Origin of the sequence: Diaphorobacter ruginosibacter (assembly GCF_014395975.1) — a bacterium.
Taxonomy (GTDB): Bacteria; Pseudomonadota; Gammaproteobacteria; order Burkholderiales; family Burkholderiaceae_C; genus Diaphorobacter_A; species Diaphorobacter_A ruginosibacter.
The window spans coordinates 564342-588904 of the sequence record NZ_CP060714.1 but is presented as its reverse complement, the minus strand read 5'-3'; the positions used below and the strand labels follow the sequence as shown (position 1 = coordinate 588904).

General features: G+C 63.6%; 24 protein-coding genes. 4 read left to right on the top strand and 20 right to left on the bottom strand.

Annotation, left to right across the window (positions count from 1 at the left end; translation table 11 throughout):
- Window positions 1–81: 81 nt before the first annotated feature.
- From gspG to H9K76_RS02795, 3 genes are read right to left on the bottom strand one after another with little or no spacing between them, the layout of a single operon-like run.
- Window positions 82–519, bottom strand: a complete 438-nt coding sequence (gene gspG / locus H9K76_RS02805) for a type II secretion system major pseudopilin GspG (RefSeq protein WP_425489668.1) — start codon at window positions 517–519, stop codon at window positions 82–84.
- 14 nt (window positions 520–533) lie between these two features.
- Window positions 534–1775 (bottom strand): type II secretion system F family protein, encoded by a 1242-nt coding sequence (locus tag H9K76_RS02800; protein ID WP_187598075.1) that lies wholly within the window; start codon window positions 1773–1775, stop codon window positions 534–536.
- On the bottom strand, window positions 1768–3495 hold the full coding sequence (locus tag H9K76_RS02795; RefSeq protein WP_187598074.1) for a GspE/PulE family protein: 1728 nt from the start codon (window positions 3493–3495) through the stop codon (window positions 1768–1770). Before H9K76_RS02795 ends, H9K76_RS02800 begins: the two co-directional genes overlap by 8 nt.
- A gap of 257 nt (window positions 3496–3752) precedes the next feature.
- On the opposite strand from H9K76_RS02795, the gene H9K76_RS02790 reads away from it, so the two are divergent.
- Entirely contained in the window at window positions 3753–5483 is a 1731-nt protein-coding gene (locus H9K76_RS02790) for a beta-galactosidase (protein WP_187598073.1), read from the top strand.
- A 40-nt stretch (window positions 5484–5523) separates the two neighbouring features.
- Here the strand turns inward: H9K76_RS02790 and rfbC are convergent, their stop codons facing one another.
- The 4 genes from rfbC to rfbB all read right to left on the bottom strand — a co-directional run bounded on the left by rfbC (window position 5524) and on the right by rfbB (window position 9025).
- Window positions 5524–6069, bottom strand: a complete 546-nt coding sequence (rfbC, locus tag H9K76_RS02785; RefSeq protein ID WP_187598072.1) for a dTDP-4-dehydrorhamnose 3,5-epimerase — start codon at window positions 6067–6069, stop codon at window positions 5524–5526.
- Between the two features lie 69 nt (window positions 6070–6138).
- Window positions 6139–7029, bottom strand: coding sequence for a glucose-1-phosphate thymidylyltransferase RfbA (gene rfbA / locus H9K76_RS02780; RefSeq protein ID WP_187598071.1), 891 nt, complete (start codon window positions 7027–7029; stop codon window positions 6139–6141).
- 32 nt (window positions 7030–7061) lie between these two features.
- Complete coding sequence (gene rfbD, locus H9K76_RS02775) at window positions 7062–7952, bottom strand: dTDP-4-dehydrorhamnose reductase (RefSeq protein ID WP_187598070.1); 891 nt, start codon at window positions 7950–7952, stop codon at window positions 7062–7064.
- Window positions 7949–9025: a dTDP-glucose 4,6-dehydratase gene (gene rfbB / locus H9K76_RS02770; RefSeq protein WP_187598069.1), complete on the bottom strand. Its 1077-nt coding sequence runs from the start codon at window positions 9023–9025 to the stop codon at window positions 7949–7951. The genes rfbD and rfbB overlap by 4 nt, the downstream gene beginning before the upstream one ends.
- A gap of 162 nt (window positions 9026–9187) precedes the next feature.
- Between rfbB and H9K76_RS02765 the strand changes: the two genes are divergently transcribed.
- Window positions 9188–9640 carry a phasin family protein gene (locus tag H9K76_RS02765; RefSeq protein ID WP_187598068.1) on the top strand — a complete coding sequence of 151 codons (453 nt, stop codon included), beginning with the start codon at window positions 9188–9190 and terminating at the stop codon, window positions 9638–9640.
- Window positions 9641–9805: 165 nt separating this feature from the next.
- The gene (locus H9K76_RS02760) at window positions 9806–10495 is read left to right on the top strand and encodes a TetR/AcrR family transcriptional regulator (RefSeq protein WP_187598067.1); all 690 of its coding nucleotides are present in this window, start codon (window positions 9806–9808) and stop codon (window positions 10493–10495) included.
- A gap of 24 nt (window positions 10496–10519) precedes the next feature.
- On the opposite strand, the gene H9K76_RS02755 is transcribed toward H9K76_RS02760, so the two are convergent.
- A complete protein-coding gene (locus tag H9K76_RS02755) occupies window positions 10520–11299 on the bottom strand; it encodes a type III pantothenate kinase (RefSeq protein WP_187598066.1) in 780 nt (259 codons plus the stop codon).
- Window positions 11300–11487: 188 nt separating this feature from the next.
- On the opposite strand from H9K76_RS02755, the gene lysM reads away from it, so the two are divergent.
- On the top strand, window positions 11488–11958 hold the full coding sequence (lysM, locus tag H9K76_RS02750) for a peptidoglycan-binding protein LysM (protein ID WP_187598065.1): 471 nt from the start codon (window positions 11488–11490) through the stop codon (window positions 11956–11958).
- 159 nt (window positions 11959–12117) lie between these two features.
- Here lysM and H9K76_RS02745 read toward each other — a convergent pair whose 3' ends face one another.
- From H9K76_RS02745 to H9K76_RS02690, 12 genes are all read right to left on the bottom strand, one after another.
- On the bottom strand, window positions 12118–12537 hold the full coding sequence (locus H9K76_RS02745; protein WP_187598064.1) for a rhodanese-like domain-containing protein: 420 nt from the start codon (window positions 12535–12537) through the stop codon (window positions 12118–12120).
- 56 nt (window positions 12538–12593) lie between these two features.
- Entirely contained in the window at window positions 12594–13433 is an 840-nt protein-coding gene (locus H9K76_RS02740; RefSeq protein WP_425489666.1) for a M48 family metallopeptidase, read from the bottom strand.
- Window positions 13434–13670: 237 nt separating this feature from the next.
- Entirely contained in the window at window positions 13671–14417 is a 747-nt protein-coding gene (locus H9K76_RS02735) for a lysophospholipid acyltransferase family protein (RefSeq protein ID WP_187598063.1), read from the bottom strand.
- A gap of 67 nt (window positions 14418–14484) precedes the next feature.
- Window positions 14485–15066: a D-glycero-beta-D-manno-heptose 1,7-bisphosphate 7-phosphatase gene (gene gmhB, locus H9K76_RS02730; RefSeq protein ID WP_187600426.1), complete on the bottom strand. Its 582-nt coding sequence runs from the start codon at window positions 15064–15066 to the stop codon at window positions 14485–14487.
- A gap of 89 nt (window positions 15067–15155) precedes the next feature.
- Entirely contained in the window at window positions 15156–17324 is a 2169-nt protein-coding gene (glyS, locus tag H9K76_RS02725; RefSeq protein ID WP_187598062.1) for a glycine--tRNA ligase subunit beta, read from the bottom strand.
- Window positions 17325–17362: 38 nt separating this feature from the next.
- Window positions 17363–18313 (bottom strand): glycine--tRNA ligase subunit alpha, encoded by a 951-nt coding sequence (gene glyQ, locus H9K76_RS02720; protein WP_187598061.1) that lies wholly within the window; start codon window positions 18311–18313, stop codon window positions 17363–17365.
- 147 nt (window positions 18314–18460) lie between these two features.
- Complete coding sequence (gene fabB / locus H9K76_RS02715) at window positions 18461–19681, bottom strand: beta-ketoacyl-ACP synthase I (protein ID WP_187598060.1); 1221 nt, start codon at window positions 19679–19681, stop codon at window positions 18461–18463.
- A complete protein-coding gene (fabA, locus tag H9K76_RS02710) occupies window positions 19678–20202 on the bottom strand; it encodes a bifunctional 3-hydroxydecanoyl-ACP dehydratase/trans-2-decenoyl-ACP isomerase (protein WP_187598059.1) in 525 nt (174 codons plus the stop codon). Before fabA ends, fabB begins: the two co-directional genes overlap by 4 nt.
- A 155-nt stretch (window positions 20203–20357) precedes the next feature.
- Complete coding sequence (gene lnt / locus H9K76_RS02705) at window positions 20358–21971, bottom strand: apolipoprotein N-acyltransferase (protein ID WP_425489665.1); 1614 nt, start codon at window positions 21969–21971, stop codon at window positions 20358–20360.
- A gap of 36 nt (window positions 21972–22007) precedes the next feature.
- Window positions 22008–22883, bottom strand: a complete 876-nt coding sequence (locus H9K76_RS02700) for a CorC family transporter (RefSeq protein WP_187598058.1) — start codon at window positions 22881–22883, stop codon at window positions 22008–22010.
- 73 nt (window positions 22884–22956) lie between these two features.
- Window positions 22957–23589, bottom strand: a complete 633-nt coding sequence (locus H9K76_RS02695) for a GNAT family N-acetyltransferase (RefSeq protein WP_425489664.1) — start codon at window positions 23587–23589, stop codon at window positions 22957–22959.
- 237 nt (window positions 23590–23826) lie between these two features.
- The gene (locus H9K76_RS02690; protein ID WP_187598056.1) at window positions 23827–24333 is read right to left on the bottom strand and encodes an Lrp/AsnC family transcriptional regulator; all 507 of its coding nucleotides are present in this window, start codon (window positions 24331–24333) and stop codon (window positions 23827–23829) included.
- Between the last annotated feature and the right edge of the window lie 230 nt (window positions 24334–24563).

Genomic DNA, 24563 nt, shown 5'->3' with positions numbered 1-24563 from the left:
TTTCGATCAATGTGAATCCGCGCTCCTTTGCCACGACAGAACTATTCCCACTGTGCCGGTGATACAGCCGCAAGCAGCGCGTCAGTGCGCGTTGCGCACGTCGGCGTTCTCGCCCTCACCGCCTGGAGCGCCATCGGCACCCAGCGACAGGATCTCGAGGCTGCCACCCTGGTTGGTGTAGCGGAACGGATGGCCCCATGCGTCGGTCGGCACGTCGTCGCCCTTCAGGTACGGACCGGCCCAACCGTTGGCATTGCCCGGGCGCTTCATGAGCGCGGCCAGGCCTTCGTCGTTGGTGGGATAGCGGCCCACATCCAGCTTGTAGATCTCCAGCGCCTTGTCGATGTCGGCAATCTGCACGGCCGTCGTCTTGGACTTGGCTCCGCCGAGCTGGTTGAGCACCTTGGGACCGACCAGGCCGGCCAGCATGGTCAGAATCGCCAGCACGACCAGCAGTTCGATCAGGGTGAAGCCCGCCTGGGCCTTTTTCTTGCGAGTGTTGTTCATGGTTTGAGTCATATAAAACAAAGCTGTTAACCAGCCAGATCGTTGACGGAAAGGATTCCCATCAGAATCGACACGATGATCGCGGCAATCAGGATACCGAGCACCAGGATCAGCACCGGCTCCACCAGGGTGAGGGTGCGTTTGATACCCACCTCCACCTCACGGTTCAAAATATTTGCGAGTTCAAGTGTCATCGGTCCGATGCGACCCGTCTCTTCGCCAACGCGCAGCAGGTTGATCGCCAGTGGTTCGAACACACCCGCGCCAATCGCCGCATCGGCCACCTTGCCGCCCTCCTTGACCTTGGGCGCCATGGTTTCGAGCGGCTTGCGCAGCAGGATGTTGGTCACCGTCTGCGTGGAAATATGCAGCGCGGTCAGCAGGGGAACGCCATTGCCCAGAAGCGTGCCGAGCGAACGCGAGAACAGCGTCATCTCGTACTTGCGGGACAGCGTGCCGACCAGGGGCATGCGCAGCACGACCGACTGCCACCATTGGCGACCGCCCGGGGTCTTGAGCCACTTGAAGATCAGCCAGATCACCAGCGCCGCGCCGATCACGATGAACCAGCCGTAGTGCTGAAACACCTTGCCGATGTTCATCACGACGCGCGTCGGTACAGGCAGCGCATCGCCCATGTCGTTGAACAGCTTCTCGAACTGCGGCACGACGAACCCCAGCATCGCCACCAGCGACAGCACGGCCACGCCCAGCAGGATCGCCGGATAGATGGCCGCGGAAATCACGCTTTCGCGCAGCGAACGCACGCGCTCCATGTGCTCCACCAGGCGCGCCATCACGTTGGACATCTGTCCGCTGATCTCGCCCGAGCGGATCATGTTCACATAGAAATCGCTGAACAGCTGCGGATGGTTCGCCAGGGCCTTGCTGAGCGGAGTACCGCTCTTGACCTTCTCGAGGATGTCGGTGAGCAGGACCGTCACGCTGGGCTTGTAGCTCATGTCGATCAGCACGCGCAGCGCGTTGTCGAGCGCCAGCCCGGCCTTCAGCATGATGGCGAGCTCGGACGTCAGCGACAGCACGTCGGCCGCGTTGACCTTGGCCTTGTTGGTGCTCTTCTTTCTGGCCCCACCCGCCGCACCGCTGACGGCTGACTTCGCCCCCGAGGCGCTCGCTTCGCGCACGTCGAGAGGCGTCAGCCCCTGCTCACGCAGGCGCTTGAGCACCATGGCGCTGCTTGCCGCATTCGTGCTGCCCTTGGTGACCTTGCCGTTCGCCCCGACTGCGCTCCACTCGAAATCAGGCATCGCTCTGATCCTGTGTCACGCGCGCGAGCTCGTCGAGGCTGGTCATGCCGGCCAGTACCTTGCGCAGCCCGTCCTCGTGCAGGCTCAACATGCCGTCATGCGCGGCAATGGCATTGAGCTCACCTGCGTCCTTGCCCGCCAGGATGGCCGAGCGGATCTTCTCGTCCAGCACCAGGAGCTCGTGAATGCCGGTACGGCCCTTGAAGCCCGTCTGGCGGCATACGCTGCAGCCCACGGGCCGGTAGACCGGCGTGCCCGGTTCGCAAAAGCGCGAGAGGCCCGAAGACTTCCATTCGCTCTCGGACGGAACATAGGGCTCCTTGCATTCCTTGCACAGCGTGCGCACCAGGCGCTGCGCCAGGATGCCGTTCACAGAGGAAGTGATGAGGTAGCCTTCGACGCCCATGTCCTTCAGGCGGATGATGGCGCCGGCGGCGGTGTTGGTGTGCAGCGTGGACAGCACAAGGTGACCCGTCAGTGCGGATTGCACGGCGATCTGCGCGGTTTCTCCGTCGCGCATTTCACCGATCATGATGATGTCCGGGTCCTGGCGCAGGATCGAGCGCAGCGCGTTCGCGAAGGTCAGATTGATCTGAGAATGCACCTGGATCTGGTTGATGCCCTCGAGCTGGTACTCGACCGGATCTTCCACGGTGATGATCTTCTGCGTGTCGGCATCGAGCTTGGCAAGCGCCGCGTACAGCGTGGTCGTCTTGCCCGAGCCGGTGGGACCCGTGACCAGCAGAATGCCGTGCGGACGGGCCAGCAGTCCGTTGAACTTGTCGAGCGTGTCGTCCGCAAAGCCCATGTCCACCAGACTGAAGCGCACACTGGCGCGGTCCAGCACACGCATCACGATGCTTTCGCCGTGCACGGTCGGCACGGTCGACACACGCAGATCCAGCTCGCGGCCCTTCACACGGGTCTTGATGCGGCCATCCTGCGGCAGGCGGCGCTCGGCGATGTCGAGGTGCGCCAGCAGCTTGACGCGCGAGCCGACTGCGGCGCTGTGCTTGGGCGGAACGATCTCCGAGGAATGGATCACGCCGTCGACGCGGTAGCGCACATGCATGCCATCCTCGAAGGGTTCGAGGTGGATGTCCGACGCCCGCATGTCGATCACGCGGCCGACGATGGCGTTGACCAGGCGGATCACCGGTGCTTCGCTGGCCAGGTCCTTCAGGTGCTCGACGAAATCGCCCGCGTCGCCCTCCATCATGCCCAGTTCGTCGCCATCGACCACTTCCTGCTGGGGTTGCGCGAGCGCACGCTCGATGTCCGATGCATTGCCGATGAAGGGACGAATCTCGAGCCCTGTCACCATGTGCAGCGCCTTCAGCACGAAGTCGTCCTGCGGCACCGCCATGGCCACGTCCAGGCGGCCGTCCTCGACCCTGAGCGGATAGACGTTGTGGCCGACCAGGAAGTCCGAAAGCAGCCCCTCCACCTCGGGCATCAGCGTCGGAAACTCTTCGGAGGTTACGATAGGAACCTCCAGCTGCTTCGACAGTGCCTGGGTGATGTCGATCTCCGACACCACGCCCAGTTGCACCAGCACCTTGCCCAGCATGCCCCCCAGCTCGCGCTGCGCCGTAAGAGCGCGCTCGAGATCACGATGGTTGATCTTGCCGGACTGGATCAGCAACTCGCCCAGCCGCGCTCGTCCGAGCGCAGGCGGATCTGCAAGGATTAGGTCGTCGCTATCAGCTGAGTGTGTCATCATAAAAATGCTGTTCCCCACAGGGGTTCCTGGGGGAGCTTCCAATTTCAGCCGCTCCCCGGCGGCATAACCCTCCATCATACCGGCCAAGCCTTAGTAAGGCCGATCCAGACCCATTGCAGGAATTCATGCCGCTCGCACTGTTACGCAAATACCAAAAAAGGGGAAATTTAGGAGCAGCAGCGGCCGCATTGGCGTGGCTGGCAGGCTCGGCCCATGCACAGATTGCGACAGACGGGATGCTTCCACGCGCTCCATTGTTCGTAACCCCACTCGTTTCCGGCATATTGCTGTGCAATGACGGAAACCGCAACACCGAGCTGAAGACCCTGGAAGAAATCCAGGACTGGTGCGTCCGGAACCATGCCACTTCGGACCTGGCGGCCAAGACGCTGCTGGACCGGCTGGAGCCCAGGGGCCCGTCAGGCCAGGTGAAACTGGGGTACACCCTTCTCGTCCCCTTGCTGGAACTGTTCGAGGAGCGCGACGCCCAATGGATCTTGAGCCCCGACAAGGCACGGCGCTACCTCGACGTGATCTCGGCCATTGATCGCCCCGTGGTCGTGTACCTGATGGGAGACCACTATGACAGCAGCTCCCGCCTGTCCCAGGAATTGGCCAAGGATCCACGCAACCTCCTGTCCTACGCGTCCGGTCCGGTTCCCACCAGCCGCTATATCGGCCACGGCATCATCCCGTTCACGCTGCGCACCGACGAGTCGATTCCCGTCAACCAATACCGCTTCCAGGCACTGCGCCACATGGCGCGCCAGATCGGTACGCTGGATGCCAAGGCGCGCGCGAACATCGTTGCAGTGACCCTCGCCGGAGAGCTGCACCAGATGTACCCCGATTTCGAAAACGGTGTCGGGGAGTACCAGAACATGCAGGTGACCGACTACAGCCCCGAGTCCCAGCAGGAGTTCAGGGACTGGCTCACGGCCAGGTACGACACGGTGGAGCGGCTCAATCGCAGACTGGGCTCTCACTTCGGCGCGTTTGCGGATATCGAGGCTCCGGCCCTCGACATCCGCAAGACACCGCTGCGCTCCTTCGCGCAGCACTATGACGCATTCGCCGGCGGCACGCTCCCCATGTTCGGCTGGCTCTGGGATCCCGCGCAGACGATCCAGAAGCTCTCGCTGTATCTGGACGGAAAGCCACACGGCGAAGTCACACGGGGCCTGGGGCGCATGGACGTGTATCGCGCAAAAAAGGAAGTGCGCACTCCCAATACCGGCTTTCGCAGCACGATTGACTTCCGCACCCTGACAGTGGGCAAGCATGTGGCTCAGATCATTGCGACCTCGGACGGCAAGCGCTATCTCATCGGCGAGCGGGAATTCGTCGTCGTGCCACCCGATCAATCATCGACGGCCCACGCTCCCGAGCCGGCTCGGCTGACGGGTCTGCCTGACGCCAGTCAGCTGGACTCCGTGCAGTACTGGCTGGACATGCCCAAGCCGCTGCAGGATGTCTACTACAACCCCCTGGCGCGCGAGTGGAACGAGTTCCGCTCCCACCAGGTCACGCAGATGCTCGCGCGCTTCTACCGCATCGCGCGCTCCGAAGGGCTTCCGGCGAACTGGCTGTATTCACATCAAATCGTGTCGGAAACCAACGGCGCGTGGAATCCGGTGCTGTTCGCGTCCGATGCCTCGGTCTCCAACACCAGCCCGTGGCGCACCGGAATCAACCAGTACGGCGCCAGCCCCTATGCATTCGAGTATCTGAAGAAGAAACACATCAAGGCCTACGGCGTGCCGGAATTCAATCCGCTGCAGGGCAACGATCCGAAGGCCGCACGGGACGCCTTCGTCCGGCATTACCAGGCTGGAGCGAAATTCGTCAGCCCGTTCTTCCTGTCCGTGGTGCCCGCGCGCCTGCGGGCCGCTGACGACAAGCGCCACTTCGACATCGCTCCCGACAACACCAACGATGGCGCCGATGTCCTCTACGACGCCATGCAGTGGTTCGTTCGCAAGTAGTCGCCGCGCCGCCTGAGAGCGGACGCCCAGGCTTGCCGGTTTAAGCAAACACCTCGGCGTCCTTGAATGCCGTGCCCTGCGCGTCCTTGGCCGAGAGCTGCGGCTCGCCATCGAAATGCCAGTCCACGCCGATGTCCGCGTCGTTCCACAGAATGCAGCGCTCATGGGCAGGGGCGTAGTAATCGGTGGTCTTGTAGAGAAAGTCGGCCGTTTCGCTGAGCACGACGAAGCCATGGCCGAATCCCGGAGGAACCCAGAGCTGGTGCTGGTTGTCCTCGCTCAGTTCCGCACCCACCCATTGACCGAAAGTGGGTGAGCCCCTGCGCAGGTCCACTGCCACATCGAAGACCGCTCCGCGGGCCACGCGCACCAGCTTGCCCTGGGGCTGCTGGATCTGGTAGTGCAGGCCCCGCAGCACGCCCTTGCGGCTGCGGCTGTGGTTGTCCTGAACGAAGTCGAAATCCGTTCCAGTCGCTTCGTTGAAGGACTTCTGGTTGAAGCTCTCAAAGAAGAAGCCGCGCGCATCGCCGAACACCTTGGGCTCGATCAGCACGACTTCGGGAATGGCCAGGCGGGTGGCTTTCATGGCATCCAATCAATCAAAAAACACAGTCCGCTCCGCGATCCTGCAAGGCATCGCGGTGACTCGAAGGAATCAGTAGATCTTTTCCTGCAGCACACGCATCAGGTACTGGCCGTAGCCACTCTTGGTCAACGGCTTGGCCAGTCGCTCCAGCTGTGACGAGTCGATCCACCCATGGCGCCACGCCAGCTCTTCGGGGCAAGCGATCTTCAGGCCCTGGCGATGCTCCAGGGTCGCGATGAACTGGCCGGCCTCCAGCAGGCTTTCGTGCGTTCCGGTATCAAGCCACGCGTAACCGCGGCCCATGATTTCCACATGGAGCTGGCCCTGCTCCAGATACAGGCGGTTCAGATCGGTGATCTCCAGTTCGCCGCGCGGCGAGGGTTTCAGGCCCCTGGCCAGTTCCACCACCTGCTCGTCATAGAAGTACAAACCCGTGACGGCGTAGCTCGACTTGGGTTTTGCGGGCTTTTCCTCCAGCGACAGCACGGTGCCGTTGGCGTCGAATTCCGCCACGCCATAGCGCTCAGGATCCTGCACGTGGTAGGCAAAAACGCTGGCGCCCTCGGTCCGCGCGCTCGCATTCCCGAGCAATTCATGGAAATCGTGGCCGTAGAAGATGTTGTCGCCCAGCACCAGTGCGCTCGGGCTGCCGTCCAGGAATTTCTCGCCAATCAGGAAGGCCTGCGCCAATCCGTCCGGGCTGGGCTGCACCGCGTATTCGAGCCTGAGGCCCCACTGGCTGCCATCGCCGAGCAGCTGTTCGAAACGCGGCGTGTCCTGCGGCGTGCTGATGATGAGGATCTCGCGGATACCCGCGAGCATCAGCGTGGAGAGCGGGTAGTAGATCATCGGCTTGTCATACACCGGCAGCAGCTGTTTGCTGATTGCCAATGTGGCCGGGTGCAGGCGCGTGCCCGAGCCGCCTGCCAGAATGATGCCCTTGCGTTGCGTGTTGCTCATGTGGTTGTTCTCGCGAATGGACGGAAGTGAGCTCACAGGATTTCCGTAAGCATGCGCCGGACACCGTGCTGCCAGTGCGGCAATGTCAGCCCGAACGTGGACTGCAGCTTCGAGGTGTCAAGGCGCGAGTTGTGGGGGCGCGCCGCGGGGGTCGGGAACGCCGAGGTCGGCACCGGCGCGATGTCCGATGCCTTGATCTGCAGCTCCGGCTGGATCTTCTGCGCTTCGGAAATCACGAACCGTGCATAGTCGAACCAGGTCGTCACGCCGCCCGCCACGCAGTGGTACAGGCCCGCGTCCTCCGGATGCTGTTGCAGATGGCGGATGCCATGCGCGGTCACATCGGCCAGCAGGTCGGCGCCGGTGGGCGCACCGAACTGGTCGTCGATGACGGTGAGGCGGTCACGCTCCTGCGCAAGACGCAGCATGGTCTTGGCGAAATTGCCGCCACGCGCCGCAAACACCCAGCTCGTACGCAGAATGAGGTGCCTGGCACCGCTCTGGCGAATCAACTCTTCGCCTTCCAGCTTGGTGCGGCCATAGACCGACAACGGCCCGGTCGCATCGGACTCGGTCCAGGGACGCTCGCCCGACCCGTCGAACACGTAGTCAGTGCTGTAGTGAACCAGCATCGCCCCCATCTGCGCAGCCTCCTGCGCGATCCGTCCCGGCGTCGTGGCATTGAGCCTGCGCGCGAACTCGGGCTCGCTCTCGGCCTTGTCCACCGCCGTGTGCGCGGCAGCGTTCACGATCACATCGGGCCGCAGGGCGCGCACCGTGGCCGCCACATCATCGGGGCGCGAGAAATCACCGCAATGCCCGGTGCTGTCGAAGTCCAGTGCGGTCACCTCACCCAGCAGGCCCAGGCTGCGCTGCAGCTCCCAGCCGACCTGACCACCCTTGCCCAGCAGAAGAATCTTCATGCCGTGGCCTTCTGCTCTTGTGCGTATTGCTGCGAAATCCAGTCACGGTACGAGCCCGTCTGCACGGCCGATACCCACTGCGGGTTGTCCAGGTACCACTGCACGGTCTTGCGGATGCCGGTTTCGAAGGTTTCCGCAGGTTTCCAGCCAAGTTCGCGCTCGAGCTTGCGCGCGTCAATCGCATAGCGGCGATCATGGCCGGGGCGATCCTGCACGTAGGTGATCTGCTCGCGATAGGCCTGGCCATCCGGGCGAGGCCGCAGTTCGTCGAGCAAGGCACAGACCAGGTTCACGATCTCGATGTTCGGCTTCTCGTTCCAGCCCCCCACGTTGTACGTTTCGCCCAGCGTGCCGGCGTCAAGCACACGGCGAATCGCGCTGCAGTGATCCTTCACGTACAGCCAGTCGCGTACCTGCATGCCATCGCCATAGACGGGCAGTGGCTTGCCCGCAAGCGCATTCACGATCATCAGCGGTATGAGCTTTTCCGGAAAGTGGTACGGACCATAGTTGTTGCTGCAGTTCGTCGTCAGCACCGGCATGCCATAGGTATGGTGCCAGGCGCGTACCAGGTGGTCGCTGGCCGCCTTGCTCGCCGAATACGGGCTGTTGGGCTCGTAGTTGTGGTCCTCGGTGAAGGCCGGGTCGTTCGGCTTGAGCGTTCCGTAGACTTCGTCGGTGGAGACATGCAGGAAGCGGAAGGCCTGCTTCCCCGCATCCGGGAGCGCCGCCCAATAGTGGCGCGCCGCCTCGAGCAGGCGGAAGGTGCCCACCACGTTGGTCTGGATGAAGTCTTCCGGGCCATGGATCGAGCGATCCACATGCGATTCGGCAGCAAAGTTCACGATGGCCCGCGGCTGATGCTCCTCAAGCAGGCGCGCAATGAGTTCACCGTCACCGATGTCGCCCTGCACGAAATGATGGCGCGCATCACCCTGCAGGCTGTGCAGGTTCTGCAGGTTGCCGGCGTAAGTCAGCTTGTCCACATTGACCACGGGCTCGTCATTGACGGCCAGCCAGTCCAGAACGAAATTGGCGCCGATGAAGCCCGCGCCGCCAGTAACCAGAATCATCGTGATATGCCCGTTGTAGCTAGGGGATAAAAGTAGCAATTATCCCAGAGGCACCGGACAGGTTCGGACAATCATAGACGGCTCACTCTTGCGCTGCCTGCTTGATTGGTATCCACTTGCTCTCCGAACGTCCCCTGCAACGATCACCTGGAAGGAGCCCGCATGACCCGCAAATCCCCCCCCGACGACGGGAAAACCCATCCTTTCGAACAATTCCCGCACATGGCCAAGGAGTCCACCGAACAGATCTGGCTGGCGGGGCTCGGGGCCTTTGCCAAGGCGCAGCAGCAAGGCAGCAAGGCTTTCAATTCGCTGGTGCAGGACGGCATGGCCCTGCAGAAACAGGCTCAAAGCCTGGCCCAGGAACACCTGCAGCACGCCGGCGAACAGATGAGCCAGCTGGCCAGCAAGATGAATGCACGCGCCGCCGAGCCGCTGGACAAGCTGGAATCGCTGTTCGAGCAGCGCGTCGCCAAGGCAGCGCAGCGACTGGGCCTGCCCACGCGCCAGGAAATGCTGGCGCTGCAGGAGCGTGTCGAGGAACTCACCCGCGAGGTCGAGCAACTACGCTCCGCGCAGCCCCCAGCGACGGGAGCGCGCCAGCGCAAGACATGAGGCCAGCCAAGGCCCGGGTGACCCCAGGCTCGTGCTCCCACTTTGCGTGATGCTCTCGATTTCGCGCAGATCACTCATCGATTACCCACTGTGCGCGACCCTTGGCAGCGGTTAGAGTGAAGGCTCGGCAAGCCTCGACAAGGCAAGAGAGACAAGGAGACCGGCATGGCGACCCGCAAAGCACCGCGCCGCACCGCGCAGCGAATTCTCGAGAGCAGTCTCGCGCTCTTCAACCGGTTCGGCGAGCCCGGCGTATCCACCAATGCGATTGCGGCCGACATGGGCATCAGCCCGGGCAATCTCTACTACCACTTCCCCGCCAAGGACGATCTGGTCAACGCGCTGTTCCTTCAGTACGAACAGGCATTGCAACCCATCCTCGACGCCGCCGACGCGGTCACCAACGTGGAGGATGCCTGGTTCTTCCTGCACTCGCTCTTCGAAGCCAACTGGCAGTACCGCTTCGTCTTCCGCAATCTCAACGAGCTGCTGTCGCGCAACCGCCATCTCGAGGCACGCGTGCGCGAATGGATGGATGCTCTCGGCCGCAGCATGAATGCCCTGCTTTCGACCATGCAAAGCCATCGCGCCCTGCTCGCGCCCCCTCTCGGCTGGGACACCGTGGGCACCAGCATGGTGGTGGTGCAGGTTTACTGGCTCAGCTATGAGTACGTGCGCGATCCGCGCAAGGCGCTGGAGGAAGACAACGCACAGAACGCGGCCCTGCGCAGCGCGGCCCATGTGCTGAGCCTGCTGGCCCCCTACGCCACCAGCGGCCAGCAGGCGCACCTGCGGCACCTGATCGACGCCTATGGGGTGCGACAGGCCGAGGCACAGGCGAACGCGGCCGCCTGAGTATCCCCCCAGCCCTTTACGCCGTCACAGCGCCACCGTGGTGCGGCTGCGGCTCGCGGCAATCTCCAGCAGACCGTCGAAGATCAGCTGTTCGACGAGTTCGAAGGGCCGCGTCATGCTGGGGGCCATCTTCCAGCCCGCGCCGCCCGTCATCATGCAGGCAGGTTCCATGCCGCAATGGTCCTTGAGATGCTGGTACATGCGCTCCACGGCACCGGCGATCGCATAGGTGCCGCCGCTGGTGAGCGCATCGCTGGTGTTCGACGGGAACGGCCTCACCTCGCCCGTGGGCACGTGCAGGCCGGCCGTGCCGGTTTCGAGGGCCCGCAGCATGATGCCGTGGCCCGGGAGAATCAGGCCGCCGAGGAAGCGCCCGTCGGTGTCGATGGCCTCCACCGTGACAGCCGTCCCCACCATCACCAGCACCAGGGGACGCGCGGGCCCCTGCGCCAGCATGCGATGGCGTGCGCCGATCATGGCCACCCAGCGATCCGCCCCCAGCCGTGAGGGATGATCGTAGCCGTTGACAAGTCCCGCTTCCTGGGTCGACGGAACGACCCATTGCGAGGCCACGTCCCATAGCTCCATCTGTTCTGCCACGCGGCGCTTGACCGCATCACCGGCCACCACGCAGCCCAGCATGCGCTCGGGCGCCGGAAGCGAAGCCCACGGCCCTTCCGCCAGACGGTCAATATGGTCCAGGAACTCGGCACCATGCGCCAGGAGATTGGCGCCGGGTCGGGAAGCATCGAACAACGCCCATTTGAGCCGGGTGTTGCCCACATCGATGGCCAGAAATGTCATGCCCGAGATTATCCAGAGTTTTCGAGATTTAACACTTGCCCGGCGAAACCACGGTGCAGAATGTAAGCCTTGCCAGACGCATCCAACGAACTTAGGGTAAATCGCTGACACGGACAGTCAGGGGATGCCCTTACAGTGGCAAGTCGCTCAATTCCCCCAACCTTCCCCCAACCTCAGGAGATCACAGCATGGGATTGTTTAGTTTCATCAAAGAAGCAGGTGAGAAACTCTTCGGCGGTTCCTCCGCCCAGGCCGCAGCGCCTTCGGAGGATCTGAACGCCAAGGCCGCATCTGCCATCGAGACCTACATCGGTGCGCAGAATCTCGGCGTCAGCGACGTCAAGGTGCAATTCGACGGTGCCACCGGTGCGGTGAAGGTGTCCGGCGTGGCTCCCACACAGGCCGCCAAGGAAAAGGTCACCCTGTGCTGCGGCAACGTGGCCAGCGTGCAGTCCGTGGACAACCAGATGAGCGTGACCAATCCGGAGCCGGAAGCCCAGTACCACGACGTGGTGCGCGGCGACACGCTGTCCGCCATCGCCAAGAAGTACTACGGCGATGCCAACAAGTACCCCGTGATCTTCGAGGCCAACAAGCCCATGCTGTCCGATCCCAACAAGATCTACCCAGGCCAGAAACTGCGCATTCCGCCGCAGTAATGCCTCCTGCCTGCCGCGGCCCATACCCATCGCGCTGCGGCAGAGCAAACGGAAAGGCAAAAAAGCAAAGCCAGGCAGCCTCAAGGCCGTCTGGCTTTTTTCTATTGACCTTTTCTATTCATGCGATCCCGCATTGCAGCGGCAGGCCGGCGCCACATCCTACTGGTTCCAGGGCAGGCCGTGAAAGCGCCAGCCGCCGACGCGATTGCGCTGGCCGTTGGCATCCGGATCACCTTCGAAACCTTCCAGGATGTTGTAGGCCTCGATGCCCAGTTCCGCCGCACGCCGGGCCGCGGCCACCGAGCGCACGCCACTGCGGCAGAGCATCACGGCCTTGCCGCCTTGCGGCACGGCCGCGCGCAGCATCTCGTCGAATGCCGCATTCATTGCCATGCCCGGCCACTGCTTCCATGCCACGGCAACCGCTCCGGGCACCTTGCCCACCCACTCTCGCTCGGCATCGGTGCGCACATCGATCAGGATGGCCTCCCCGGCCTGCACCCAGTGCCACGCCAGTTGGGGACTCACGTTGCCCGCGTAGCCTTCGGCCGGCTGGGGCTGCTCTGCGTTCGAAGTCATATCGTGCTGCGTCGTTTTCATGGCCTCATTCTGGCAGAAGCCATGTCGCCGCTGCATCAATCCCATGAAGGCGTCGCTTCATCCTTGAGGCTCTTGCGCAGCGCCTTGTAGTCAGGCACCACCGTGGCCACGGTGTCCCAGAAACGCGGTGAATGGTCCATCACGCGCAGATGCGACAACTCATGGGCGACCACATAGTCGATCACCGAGGGGCGGAAGTGCAGCAGGCGCCAGTTCAGGCAGATGGAGCCATCGGAGCGCGCGCTGCCCCAGCGTGTCTGCGCACTCGACAGCCGCAGCTTGGTCCAGCGCACATTCAGCCGAGGCGCGAAATGATCGAGCCGCGCGATGAAATGGGCCCGTGCCTGCTTGAGCAGCCAGGCATGCACCGTATCGCGGATCTGGGCTGCATCCGCCGTGAGCGGGAGTGCAACGTGCAGTTCGCGCGGCAGACCTTCATGAGGCGCAGCCACCAGCGCCGCACCACGCCCCTGGAAACGGTGCTCGGCGTCCAGCACGATCCTGAGGGGTTCACCGAGAAAGGGAAACACCGCCCCGTTTTTCCACTCCACCTGCGCGTCCTGCCTGCGCTGCTGCCGCAGTTGCGATTCGCCGAGCTTGCGCAGGATCCAGTCGGACTTTTCCTGCAGTGCTGCATCGATGGCCGACAGCGTCACCCAGCCCGGCGCGCGCACCGAGAGTCCATCCACATCCACCACAAAGCCGATGCTGCGTCGGCGCACGCGCTGCAGAAGATAGGCAACACGCGCCTCGCCCAGCAGTACCTCCCGATTGGCCTGGGGGTGCCGGAACGACGCAGGCGCGAGGACGCTGCGCAATGGAACGGCTGCGGCTGCAGGCGTTGCAGAAGCCGCGGGGATGTCCGAGCGCGGCACGTCGGCAGAACGCCCATCACCGTGCTCACCACCTGGATGGCCCTCGGGAACGCTCCACAGGTCTCCCGTCTCTGTGCCCTCCGCCTTCAGGCGCCTGCTGCGGCCTGGGTGGGTGCCGGGCCTGGCGGGCTCCGCGCCCCCCCGGGCCTGGCCTGCCGTGAAGTCCCGGGCGGGGCATCGTCACCGATGCCGAACAGGCCGAGCGCCAATTGAATCAAGCCCTGCCCCACCTGGTTCTCACTGTTCCTTCGGATAGGCCTCTGGGTCGAGCCTGCGCATTTCGGCCTCGATCCAGTCCTGCGCCTTCTGCATCAGCTCTTCCTGCGTCAGCCCCTCTGATGGAATCTGCGGCCCGACGGAGACATCCACGATGCCGGGACGCTTGGTGAACGGCTTCTTGGGCCAGCAACGTGCCGAGGTCACCGCGATAGGCACCACCGGCACGCCCGCACTCACCGCAAGGCGCGCACCGCCGCTCTTGTATTGCCCCGCCTCGCCCCGCCCCACACGCGTGCCTTCGGGGAACATGATCACCCAGGTGCCCTGCTCCAGGAGCTTGCGGCCCTGCTGCAGCACCTTGGCAAACGCACGGCTGCCCTGGCTGCGGTCGATGTGCACCATGTCCAGGCTGCCAATGGACCAGCCGAAGAACGGAATCTTCAGCAATTCCTTCTTGAACACATAGGCGAGCGGACGCGGCATGATCGCCGGCATCAGGAAGGTTTCATAGGTGGACTGGTGCTTGCACAGCAGCACCACGCCTTGCCTGGGGTCCGTCGGCAGATGCTCCATACCCGTCACGCGCGGCCTGATTCCCAGAAGCGGCCCTGCACTGTGAACGGACAGGGCAAGCCAGGCCCGCGCGATCGCATAGACGGTTTCCTTGCGTGCACCGCCGAAGCGCGCGGCCAGAAGCGCCAGCGTGTAGGGAATCACGGTGACGGCCATCAGCAGCAGATGAAGAACGGAACGGATGAAAGCCATGGTGTTGAATCGATCAGTCTCTTGAAGTGAAGTGCAGCCCTGCAGGGCATTGACGCCAGGTACCGCCTCAGTGCGCGGCGGCGGCCTTGGCGGCCTGCGCCGCGGCAATGAAGTCCACACAGGCGTTCAGATCCGCATGTATACGCGTTCCCCGGGGCCACGGCGCCGCAAGCGGCTGCGAAGTATCCAGATGCCCGGCTGCGCCCGTACACACCAGATGCAGCTGCTGGATGCCTGCGGCCTCGGCGGCCTGCAGGTGCGCGAGGCAACTGCCCACCGCCACCATCATCTCGCCGCGCTCGACCCCGTAACGGTCCCGTATCTGCTCCATCAGGCCCGGCGCGGGCTTGCGGCAGGCACAATGTTCGGATTCCGCATGCGGGCAGAAGAACACCGCATCGATGCGGCCACCCAGCGCGGCCAGCATCTTGAGCATGCGCGAGTGGATGGCGTTGACCCCATGCACATCGATCACGCCGCGCCCAAGCCCCGGCTGGTTGGTGGCGATCACCACATGCCAACCGGCACGCGAGAGGCGGGCCACCGCCTCCAGCGCACCGGGAATCGGCGTCCATTCGTCGGGTGAGGTGATGTACTCGTCACCCATGGCGTTGAGCGTGCCGTCGCGGTCGAGAATGGCGATTTTCATCATGGTCGGATTATGCGAGCTAGCGGGCAATGACCCGCCCGTCCATTGTCCACACATCCGCGACCGGCGTCACTCATGCTCGCCTTGCCTCAGGCCAGGCGCGACAGGTCGGCCACGCGGTTCATCGCCACATGCAATGACCTGAGCAGGCCCTGGCGATTGAGACGCAGTGCCTCCTCGTCGGCATTCACCATCACATCGTCGAAGAACTTGTCCACAGGCACGCGCAGGGCCGCCAGCGTCTGCAGGCTGCCGGTGTAGTCACCCTGCGCGAACTTCGCATCGGCCTGCGGCACGGTCTGCTGCATGGCGGCGTAGAGCGCCTGCTCCGCGGGCTCCTGCAGCAGCGCGGTATTCACATGCGCATCCACCTCGCCTGCTTTCTTGAGGATGTTGCCAATGCGCTTGTTGGCCGCAGCCAGTGCCGGCGCCTCGGGCAGCGCGGCAAATGCGCGCACGGCCTGCAGCGCCTTGGGAATCTCGCCCCACGGCACGTTTGCAGCGATCACCGCATCGGCCTCCTGGGCGCTGAAGCCCTGCTCGCGCAGATAGCCGGCCAGACGCTCACTGATGAATTCCAGCAGTTGCGCGTTGCTCTTGTCCGCATCGGGCAGCAGCGCACCGAAGCTCTGCGATGCGGCCTTGAGGACGCGCGCCAGATCCAGCGGCAGCTCCTTCTCGATCAGCATGCGGACCACGCCCAGTGCATGGCGACGCAGCGCGAACGGGTCGCGGTCACCGGTAGGCAGGTTGCCGATGCCGAACATGCCGACGAGCGTCTCGAGCTTGTCGGCCAGCGCCACCACCACGCCCACGTTCTCGCGCGGCAGTTCGTCGCCCGCAAAACGGGGCTTGTAGTGGTCCTCGATGGCATGGGCTACCTGCACCGACAGGCCGTCGTTGGCAGCGTAGTAGCCGCCCATGATGCCCTGCAGCTCGGGGAACTCGCCGACCATGTCGGTCACCAGATCCGTCTTGGCCAGCATGGCGGCGGTGTCGACGCTCTCCATCAGGTAGTCTTCGGCGATCTCGCCCTCCACGCCACCCAGCTGTTCCGGATGCGCCTTGGCGATCGCGTCGAAGAGGTCGTGTGCAATCGCCTTGGCAATCGCGCGCACGCGCTGCATGCGCTCGCCCTGCGTGCCAAGCTTGTTGTGGTAGACGACCTTGGAGAGCGCATCGACGCGCGAGAGCAGCGTCTTCTTGCGGTCCTGGTCGAAGAAGAACTTCGCGTCGGCCAGGCGCGGGCGCACCACGCGCTCGTTGCCGCCGATCACGGCGCCGGCATCGGCCGGGCTGATGTTGCTCACCACCAGGAACTGGTGGGTGAGCTTGCCCTCGGCGGACAGCAGCGGGAAGTACTTCTGGTTGGCCTTCATCGTGAGGATCAGGCACTCCTGCGGCACGCCGAGGAACTCCTTCTCGAACTCGCAGACCAGCACATTCGGGCGCTCGACCAGCGCAGTCACCTCGTCCAGCAACGCCTCATCCTCGATGGCGCGCACGCCGCCGCCCACGCGCTCGGCTGCTGCCTTGAGCTGGCGCGCAATCTCCGCCCGGCGCTCCGTGAAGCTGGCGATCACGGCGCCCTGCTCGCGCAGTTGGGTCGCATAGGCATCGGCATGGGCCAACACGACAGGATCGACACTCGCCTCGAAGCGATGTCCGTGCGTTCTGTTGCCGGCCAACAGGCCCAGCGCATTCACAGACAGCAGCACCTCGGTACCGTGCATCGCCACCAGGCCGTGCGCGGGTCGCACGAAGTTGACGCTGCTCCAGCCATCCTGCAGTTGGTAGCGCATGACCTTGGGGATCGGCAGCTTGGCGATCGCCTCGTCAAGCGCCTTCTGCACGCCCTCGGTGAGCTGCGCGCCCTTGGCAGTGCTGTTGTAGTAGAGGACGTCGGCCTTGCCGTCGTTGATGCGCTCAAGCCCCGCGACGGCGGATTCATCAGCGCCCAGGGCATTGAGCTTCTTGATCAGCGCGGGCGATGCCTTGCCTTCCGCCGTCAGGCCGACAGCCACGGGCATGAGCTTCTGCGACACAGCCCGGTCGGGGGCAGCAGGCAGCACTTCGGTGATGTGCGCAGCCAGGCGGCGTGGCGAGGCATAGGCCGTCAGGCGCGAATCGGGCGAGGTCAGCCCTTGGGCCTTGAGCTGCTCGAACAGCACGCCGGCGAACGCATCGCCCAGCTTCTGCAGCGCCTTGGGTGGCAACTCTTCGACAAACAGTTCAACCAGAAGATTCGGTGTGGTCATGTGAATATCTCTTCTACTTTGCGCTTCTTCGGGTCGCCTCAGGCGGCTTTCTTCTGTTGTTGTTCGGCCTTGGCGATATCGGCCAGCACCTCGTCAGCCCAGGCCTTCGGGGCCATCGGGAACCCAAGGCGCGCGCGGCTGTCGAGGTAGCTCTTGGCCACTGCGCGCGCGAGGTTGCGGATGCGGCCGATGTAGGCGGCGCGCTCGGTCACCGAGATCGCTCCGCGTGCGTCCAGCAGGTTGAAGGTGTGCGCCGCCTTGAGCACCTGCTCATAGGCGGGCAGCGCCAGCTGTGCCTCCATGAGGTGCTGCGCCTGCTTTTCGTACGCGCCAAAGGCCGTGAACAGGAACTCGGCGTCGGAATGCTCGAAGTTGTAGGCGGATTGCTCCACTTCGTTCTGATGGAACACATCGCCGTAGCTCAGCTTGCGGCCGCTGCCATCCACCGTCCAGACCAGGTCGTACATGTTCTCCACGCCCTGCAGGTACATCGCAAGGCGCTCCAGGCCGTAGGTGATCTCGCCGGTCGCCGGCTTGCAGTCGATGCCGCCCACCTGCTGGAAATAGGTGAACTGCGTCACTTCCATGCCGTTGAGCCAGACTTCCCATCCCAGTCCCCATGCGCCGAGCGTCGGGTTTTCCCAGTCGTCCTCGACGAAGCGGATGTCGTTCTTCTTCAGGTCGAAGCCCAGCGCCTCGAGCGAGCCAAGGTACAGCTCCAGGATATTGTCCGGCGCGGGCTTCAAAACCACCTGGTACTGGTAGTAGTGCTGGCCACGGTTGGGGTTCTCGCCATAGCGGCCGTCCTTGGGGCGGCGGCTGGGCTGCACGTAGGCGGCCTTCCAGGGCTCGGGGCCGATGGCGCGCAGGAACGTAGCGGTGTGCGATGTGCCCGCCCCGACTTCCATGTCATAGGGCTGCAAAAGCGCGCAGCCCTGGTCGGCCCAATACGACTGCAATTTCAGGATGATTTGTTGGAAGGTCAGCATGGCGAGTGTTAGCGTGTTGGGGTAACGCGTTAGTGCTACCCACTAACAAAGTTAGAGTGTTAGCGTGAACCGGCCATTTTAGTTGGCCCAAATAAAACCGGGGGCCGCAGCCCCCAGTCAATCACAATCTGTCTAACACGTGAGTGTTTATTGGCCATCCCAGCGGCGCAGGACCAGCGATGCATTCGTGCCGCCGAAGCCGAAGCTGTTGGACAGCGCCTGGCGCACCGGCGCATCGCGCGTCACGGTCACGAGCGGCATGCCTTCTGCCGCAGGCTCCAACGTCTCCACGTTGGCCGAGCCGGCGATGAAGCCCTTGTTCAGCATGATCAGGCAGTAGATCGCCTCTTGCACGCCCGTCGCGCCCAGCGAGTGGCCGGTGAGCGACTTGGTGGACGAGAAGGCGGGAATCTGTTCGCCGAACACCTCGCGGATCGCACGCAGCTCGGGCACGTCGCCCACGGGTGTGGAGGTGCCGTGCGTGTTGATGTAGTCGATGGGGCCCTCGACACCCTCGATCGCCTGTCGCATGCAGGCGATCGCGCCGGTGCCCGAGGGAGCCACCATGTCCTCGCCGTCGCTGGTTGCGCCGAAGCCGACCACTTCGCCGAGGATATGGGCGCCGCGCGCCAGCGCATGCTCCAGGCTTTCGAGCACCACCGCTCCGCCGCCACCCGCGATCACGAAGCCGTCGCGGTTCGCGTCATAGGCGCGCGAGGCCTTCTCGGGCGTTTCGTTGTACTTGGAGGACATCGCACCCATGCCGTCGAACAGCAGTGCCATGCCCCAGGACAGCTCCTCGCCGCCGCCGGCGAACATCACGTCCTGCACGCCCCAGGCGATCTGCTGCGCCGCGGCACCGATACAGTGCGCCGACGTGCTGCAGGCCGAGGTGATGGAGTAGTTGATGCCCTTGATCGCGAAATTGGTCGAGAGGCACGCCGACACGGTGGAGCTCATGCAGCGCGTGACCTGGTACGGCCCCACGCGGCGGATGCCCTTGCTGCGCAGCGTGTCGGCCGCCTCGATCTGGTTGGCTGGCGAGCCGCCGCCCGAACCCATGATCAGGCCCGTGCGGGGATGGGAGACCTGCTCCGGCGTCAGGCCGGACTGCTTGATGGCGTCTTCCAGCGCAATGTGCGCATACGCGGCCGCATCGCCCATGAAGCGCAATTGCTTGCGGTCGATGCGTTCTTCCAGATTGATCTCGGGAATGCCTGCCACCTGGCTGCGAAGGCCCAGTTCGGCAAACTCCGGCATGGCCTTGATGCCCGGGCGGCTCGCGCGCAGCGAGGCCTCCACCGTGTCAAGGTCGTTGCCGATGCACGAGACAATGCCCGCGCCCGTGATCACCACGCGCTTTTTCATGCTGCAGCCCCTTGGCCGTTGCCTTCGCGCATGAACAGGCCCACGCGCAGGTCATTGGCCACATAGATTTCCTTGCCGTCGGCGAGCAGGCGTGCGTCGCCGATGGCCATATTGAGCTTGCGTTTGATGACACGCTTGATGTCAATTTCGTAAGTGACCAGTTTCACGTCGGGGCCGACCTCGCCCGTGAACTTGACTTCACCCGCACCCAGAGCCCGGCCGCGGCCCGGCAGCTGCAGCCAGGTCAGGTAGAAACCGATGAGCTGCCACATGGCATCCAGACCCAGGCACCCCGGCATGACCGGATCGCCCTGGAAATGGCAGGCGAAGAACCACAGATCGGGCTTGACGTCGAGCTCGGCCACGATTTTTCCCAGACCATGCGCACCACCATCGGCATCGATGTGGGTGATGCGATCGAACATCAACATGGGTGGCAGAGGCAGGCGCCCGCTGTCCGGCGTGAACAACCGGCCTTCGCCCGAGGCAATCAGTTGTTCATAGGAAAAAGAATCAGCCATTGTCAGTCATTCTCCAGACGGCAGCAGCCGTCGTCGTGGGATCTGCTGGAAATTCGATCCAGCCGTTTACAGTCTTGAAAAGGGCATCATTATCAAGGGTTGTAGTAGACCAACCACAACAAGGGGCCAAGAAAAACACCTTAACACCCCGAAGTTCACTGATTTTGGTCAATGTGCAACACCGGTGAGCGATTGCGCCGGATGAACGCAACCCCAGCCACCAGCAGGCCCAGGCCCCAGAGCGGCCACAAGCCGAATCGCCCCACCCACCAGGCGTAGGGAGTGACCGCGCCGAAGTTACCCTTCACATCGGCCTGCAGCACGCCGCGCGTGTCGCGCGCCAGGCTGTGGGTGACCCGGCCCCTGTGGTCGATGACCGCCGTCGCGCCGGTATTGGTGGCGCGCACCATGGGCCGCTCGAACTCCAGCGTCCTCAGGCGGCTGATGGCCAGATGCTGGTCGATTGCGAGGGAGTCTCCAAACCAGCCGATGTTGCTCAGGTTCACCATGAAGGTGGGGGCCGACTGCGGATCCACGAAACGCGCGCCCAATTCCTCGCCGAACAGATCCTCGTAGCAGATGTTGGGGGCGATGCGCTGGCCCATGAACAGAAACGACGGCTGGCCCACGTGCCCCCGATTGAAGTCACCCAGTGGGATGTTCATCATCTCCGTGAACCAGCGGAAGAATGGCGGGATGAATTCGCCGAACGGCACCAGGTGGTGCTTGTCATACTGATATACCCGTTGCTGTCCGGCCGTAAAGCCCAGCACGGAATTGGTATAGCCATCGGTGAAACTGCCCAGCGGGATACCTACCAGCAGGGCCTGTCGCCCCTCTGGCCGGACATAGCGCTCGGTTACCGCGTCGAGATAGCCATCCGGCAGTTGCCGGGGCAGCAGCGGGATCGCCGTCTCGGGAGCCACCACCAGGGAAGCCTGCTCCTCTCGCAGACGCCCGGCATACCACTCGAGCGCCATCGGAATGCCGCTGCCGGCCTGGAATTTTTCGTCTTGCGGAATCTGTCCCTGCAGAAGGGCCAGGCTCATGGGCGGATTCTGATCCTGTGTATCGATCCGCACCAGCGCCTGCTCCCGCTGAAACGCAAGACCCGCCCAGGCCAGGACCGCGACGGCTCCGACAGCCCACCAGCTGCGCGAACGGAGATCCCGCCTCTCGACGAGCACGACGGCGGCGGCGATGAAAGCGGCCACAAAGCACATGCCGTACACGCCGATCGTGCGTGCCAGCACCGACAAGGGCCCCTGTACATGTGCATAGCCAACGGCGCCCCAGGGGAAACCTGTCCACCACTGCCCGCGCGCCAGCTCGGCCAGCATCCACAAGATGGCGAAAAGCGCTGCCGCCGCCAGGCGATGGGTCGGCAGGCACCTGCGAAAAAGCCAGACCGCAAAAGCGTAGTACGCCCCCAGGAAGGCGGCCAGCCCCAGCACGGCGGCTACGGCCAGCGGCGCAGCCAACCCGCCGTAGGTGTGCATGGAAATGAAGAGCCACCAGAACGTACCGCACAGCCATGCCGTGGCGAACAGCCAGCCGAGCAGTCCCGCCCTGCGCGGTGTTGCCGCACGCATGGCAATGAAGACGAGCGTGGCCAATGCCGCCAGCTGCAGCCACCACAGCGGTGCACCGCTGCCGGGCCAGGCCAGCGAGAAGGCCTGAAGCACGCCCGCGGCGGCCGCCAACGGCCACATCCACCAGGAAGCTCCAGCACCGCCGGCGCGGCGGCCAGGGTCGAGATCACGATTCATGCGCTGCACCGCCCCCAATGGATCATGGCCGTGCCTTCACGCATCGTCCGGGGTCGCATCATGCGGCGACACCTTGAACCAGCGCACGGCCCCGCCCTTGGTGTGCAGCACCAGAAAGCGCAGTCCGCCGATGTCGAAATGCTCGCCCTTGCGCGGCACGCGGCCCAGCTCGTGGGCGATCAGGCCGCCGATGGTGTCGAAGGATTCGTCAGGGTCGCTGCTCGCAAGCCTCACCTCGAAGGCCTCCGCCACGCGGTCGACGGGCGTGTCACCGCTCACGCGGTATGTGTGGTCGGCCAGGCCGAAGATGTCGCCCTCTTCCTCGGGCTCGTCGAACTCGTCCTCGATCTCGCCCACGATCTGCTCGATCACGTCCTCGAAAGTGACCAGGCCGGCGATGCGCCCGAACTCGTCGATCACGATCGCCATGTGGCTGCGCGAGAGACGGAATTCCCGCGACAGGTCGTTCAGCCCCTTGCTTTCGGGAACGAACAGCGCCGGGCGCACCATCGTGCGAATGTTCAGACTGGGGGAGCGTGAGAGCTTGAGCAGATCCTTGGCGAGCAGCACGCCGACGATGTTGTCGCGCTCGCCCTGGAAGACCGGAAAGCGCGAGTGCGCCGTACGGATCACCTGCAGTACCAGCTCGTCGATGGGCGCATCGATGTCCAGCAGATCCATGCGTGGCGCGGGAACCATCACATCGCTGGCCGTCATCTCGGCCATGCGCAGCACGCGCTCCAGCAGCACCCGTGTATCGGCATTGATGACGTCATCATCCTCGGCTTCGGCCATGGCAGCCACCAGTTCCTCGGTGGTGTTGGGGCCGGGATTGATGAACTCCAGCACGCGCTGCAGGAGGGAGGGCTTGTCATCCTTGTCGGAAGGACGCGCCGAATGCGGTTCTGACACGGTCGTGTATGCAGGACGTGCGGTAGTTGGACAAGCCCCAAGGATAGCGGAATGCGGTGGCCGCCGCCCTGGATTACTCCGCCGCCTGGTGCCGGCCCTCGCGCACGCCCTGGCGGATTTCCTGCACGTTGCCGAGGAAATCCCAGAATTGCTTGGCCTGCTTCTTGAACTGGTAGTCCATCTCGCCGAACTGCACGGCCACGATCTTGCTCATGCGCGTGTCGAAGCTCGCGGGCGGCAATTCCAGGTAGGCCTCCGATTCGGAACCGTCGCGGTGCACCGTGGCACCCGCATTGCGCGCGATGCGCAGCATGGCGGTGTTCTCGGACAGCGCGTGGATGAACATCATCTTCACGTCGCGGCTGCGTGCCAGCATCACGGCGCGGTCAAACAGCTGTGCGCCATACCCACGGCCCCGGGCCTTGGAGAGCACGGACACGCCGAACTCGGCACAGCTCTTGAATTCATCATCGGTCGCATAGGCCACATGCGCCATGGCGATCAGCTCGAGACGACGGTTGAAGACGCCGATGACTTCATCGCGATCGAAATCGATCTGATCGACGTAGCGGCGCACCTGCCCATCGCTTGCGGGGTAGCCGAAGCGCAGATAGCGGTCCTCGGGGCTGAGGCTCATCAGGTGTGCGGCAATGCGCTCGCGATGCTGAGCCGCCAGCGAGCGAATCGGCACGGAAGCAGAAGCCATTTTGGATTTACCTCGTTGCGTCGGCGACGCCTGTTCATCAGTGGGGCCTGCGCCCCAAAAGCGCCGACCGATATCCCAGGAAGCAAGCAACCAATCTTTCGTCAAAAGCATGATGGCGCGATTCTAGGGTTTTCCCTAGGGATCTGCATCACCTTGGTTGCAATGCAACATGAAGTATGGGGATGTTCCCTCGGACAGGCCCTGCAGGCAGGCGCGCGGCCTCGGGCTACGTACCCGTCAGACAGGCACCGAGGTGGTCGCCTTGACGCGGTCCAGCACAAAGCTGGTCTTGCAGTCCTGCACGCTGGGATGCTTGAGCAGCGTGTCCATGATGAAGCGGCTGTAGTGCGACATGTCCGCCACCACCACGCGCAGCAGATAGTCCATCTCGCCGGTGAGTGCGGCGCACTCCACCACCTCGGGCCAGGTCTGCACGCTCGCGCGGAACACATCCATGGGATTGCGCTTATGGGTCTCCGTGTGCTTTTCGAGCCGCACATTGAGATACGCCGTGAGCCCCAGTCCCACCGCCTCGGGCTTCACCAGCGCCACATAGCGTTCGATGATGCCTGCCTCTTCCAGGCGCTTGGCACGCCGCAGCACGGCGCTGGGCGACAGCCCCACACGTTCGCCGATCACGTCATAGGTTTCACGGCCATTGGCCTGCAGGCATCGAAGGATGGCGCGGTCCAGCTTGTCCAGCGAATTGCCGACCGAATCACTGCTTTGGAGAGGTGTGCTCATGGGACCATTCTGGTGCAGTCTGCAGCAATTGGTAATTGGAAACTTCCCTAGCGCATTTTAAATTCACAAAAATAAAAAAACTTGCAAAAAAATTGCACTCAATAAATCAATCATCGATGATTTCGGCGAAAAAATGACGTGATTGCCACATATATTCAACAAGAAGCCGCCCATTGCACATGTCGGTCAAATTCTGCGTGCAATGACAGAAATCAAATCACTACCACTTC

Coding starts and splice junctions, on each gene's coding strand:
- gspG (WP_425489668.1), bottom strand. CDS start 519: ATGACTCAAACCATGAACAACACTCGCAAGAAAAAGGCCCAGGCGGGC.
- H9K76_RS02800 (WP_187598075.1), bottom strand. CDS start 1,775: ATGCCTGATTTCGAGTGGAGCGCAGTCGGGGCGAACGGCAAGGTCACC.
- H9K76_RS02795 (WP_187598074.1), bottom strand. CDS start 3,495: ATGACACACTCAGCTGATAGCGACGACCTAATCCTTGCAGATCCGCCT.
- rfbC (WP_187598072.1), bottom strand. CDS start 6,069: ATGAAAGCCACCCGCCTGGCCATTCCCGAAGTCGTGCTGATCGAGCCC.
- rfbA (WP_187598071.1), bottom strand. CDS start 7,029: ATGAGCAACACGCAACGCAAGGGCATCATTCTGGCAGGCGGCTCGGGC.
- rfbD (WP_187598070.1), bottom strand. CDS start 7,952: ATGAAGATTCTTCTGCTGGGCAAGGGTGGTCAGGTCGGCTGGGAGCTG.
- rfbB (WP_187598069.1), bottom strand. CDS start 9,025: ATGATTCTGGTTACTGGCGGCGCGGGCTTCATCGGCGCCAATTTCGTT.
- H9K76_RS02765 (WP_187598068.1), top strand. CDS start 9,188: ATGACCCGCAAATCCCCCCCCGACGACGGGAAAACCCATCCTTTCGAA.
- H9K76_RS02760 (WP_187598067.1), top strand. CDS start 9,806: ATGGCGACCCGCAAAGCACCGCGCCGCACCGCGCAGCGAATTCTCGAG.
- H9K76_RS02755 (WP_187598066.1), bottom strand. CDS start 11,299: ATGACATTTCTGGCCATCGATGTGGGCAACACCCGGCTCAAATGGGCG.
- lysM (WP_187598065.1), top strand. CDS start 11,488: ATGGGATTGTTTAGTTTCATCAAAGAAGCAGGTGAGAAACTCTTCGGC.
- H9K76_RS02745 (WP_187598064.1), bottom strand. CDS start 12,537: ATGACTTCGAACGCAGAGCAGCCCCAGCCGGCCGAAGGCTACGCGGGC.
- H9K76_RS02735 (WP_187598063.1), bottom strand. CDS start 14,417: ATGGCTTTCATCCGTTCCGTTCTTCATCTGCTGCTGATGGCCGTCACC.
- gmhB (WP_187600426.1), bottom strand. CDS start 15,066: ATGAAAATCGCCATTCTCGACCGCGACGGCACGCTCAACGCCATGGGT.
- glyS (WP_187598062.1), bottom strand. CDS start 17,324: ATGACCACACCGAATCTTCTGGTTGAACTGTTTGTCGAAGAGTTGCCA.
- glyQ (WP_187598061.1), bottom strand. CDS start 18,313: ATGCTGACCTTCCAACAAATCATCCTGAAATTGCAGTCGTATTGGGCC.
- fabB (WP_187598060.1), bottom strand. CDS start 19,681: ATGAAAAAGCGCGTGGTGATCACGGGCGCGGGCATTGTCTCGTGCATC.
- fabA (WP_187598059.1), bottom strand. CDS start 20,202: ATGGCTGATTCTTTTTCCTATGAACAACTGATTGCCTCGGGCGAAGGC.
- lnt (WP_425489665.1), bottom strand. CDS start 21,971: ATGAATCGTGATCTCGACCCTGGCCGCCGCGCCGGCGGTGCTGGAGCT.
- H9K76_RS02695 (WP_425489664.1), bottom strand. CDS start 23,589: ATGGCTTCTGCTTCCGTGCCGATTCGCTCGCTGGCGGCTCAGCATCGC.
- H9K76_RS02690 (WP_187598056.1), bottom strand. CDS start 24,333: ATGAGCACACCTCTCCAAAGCAGTGATTCGGTCGGCAATTCGCTGGAC.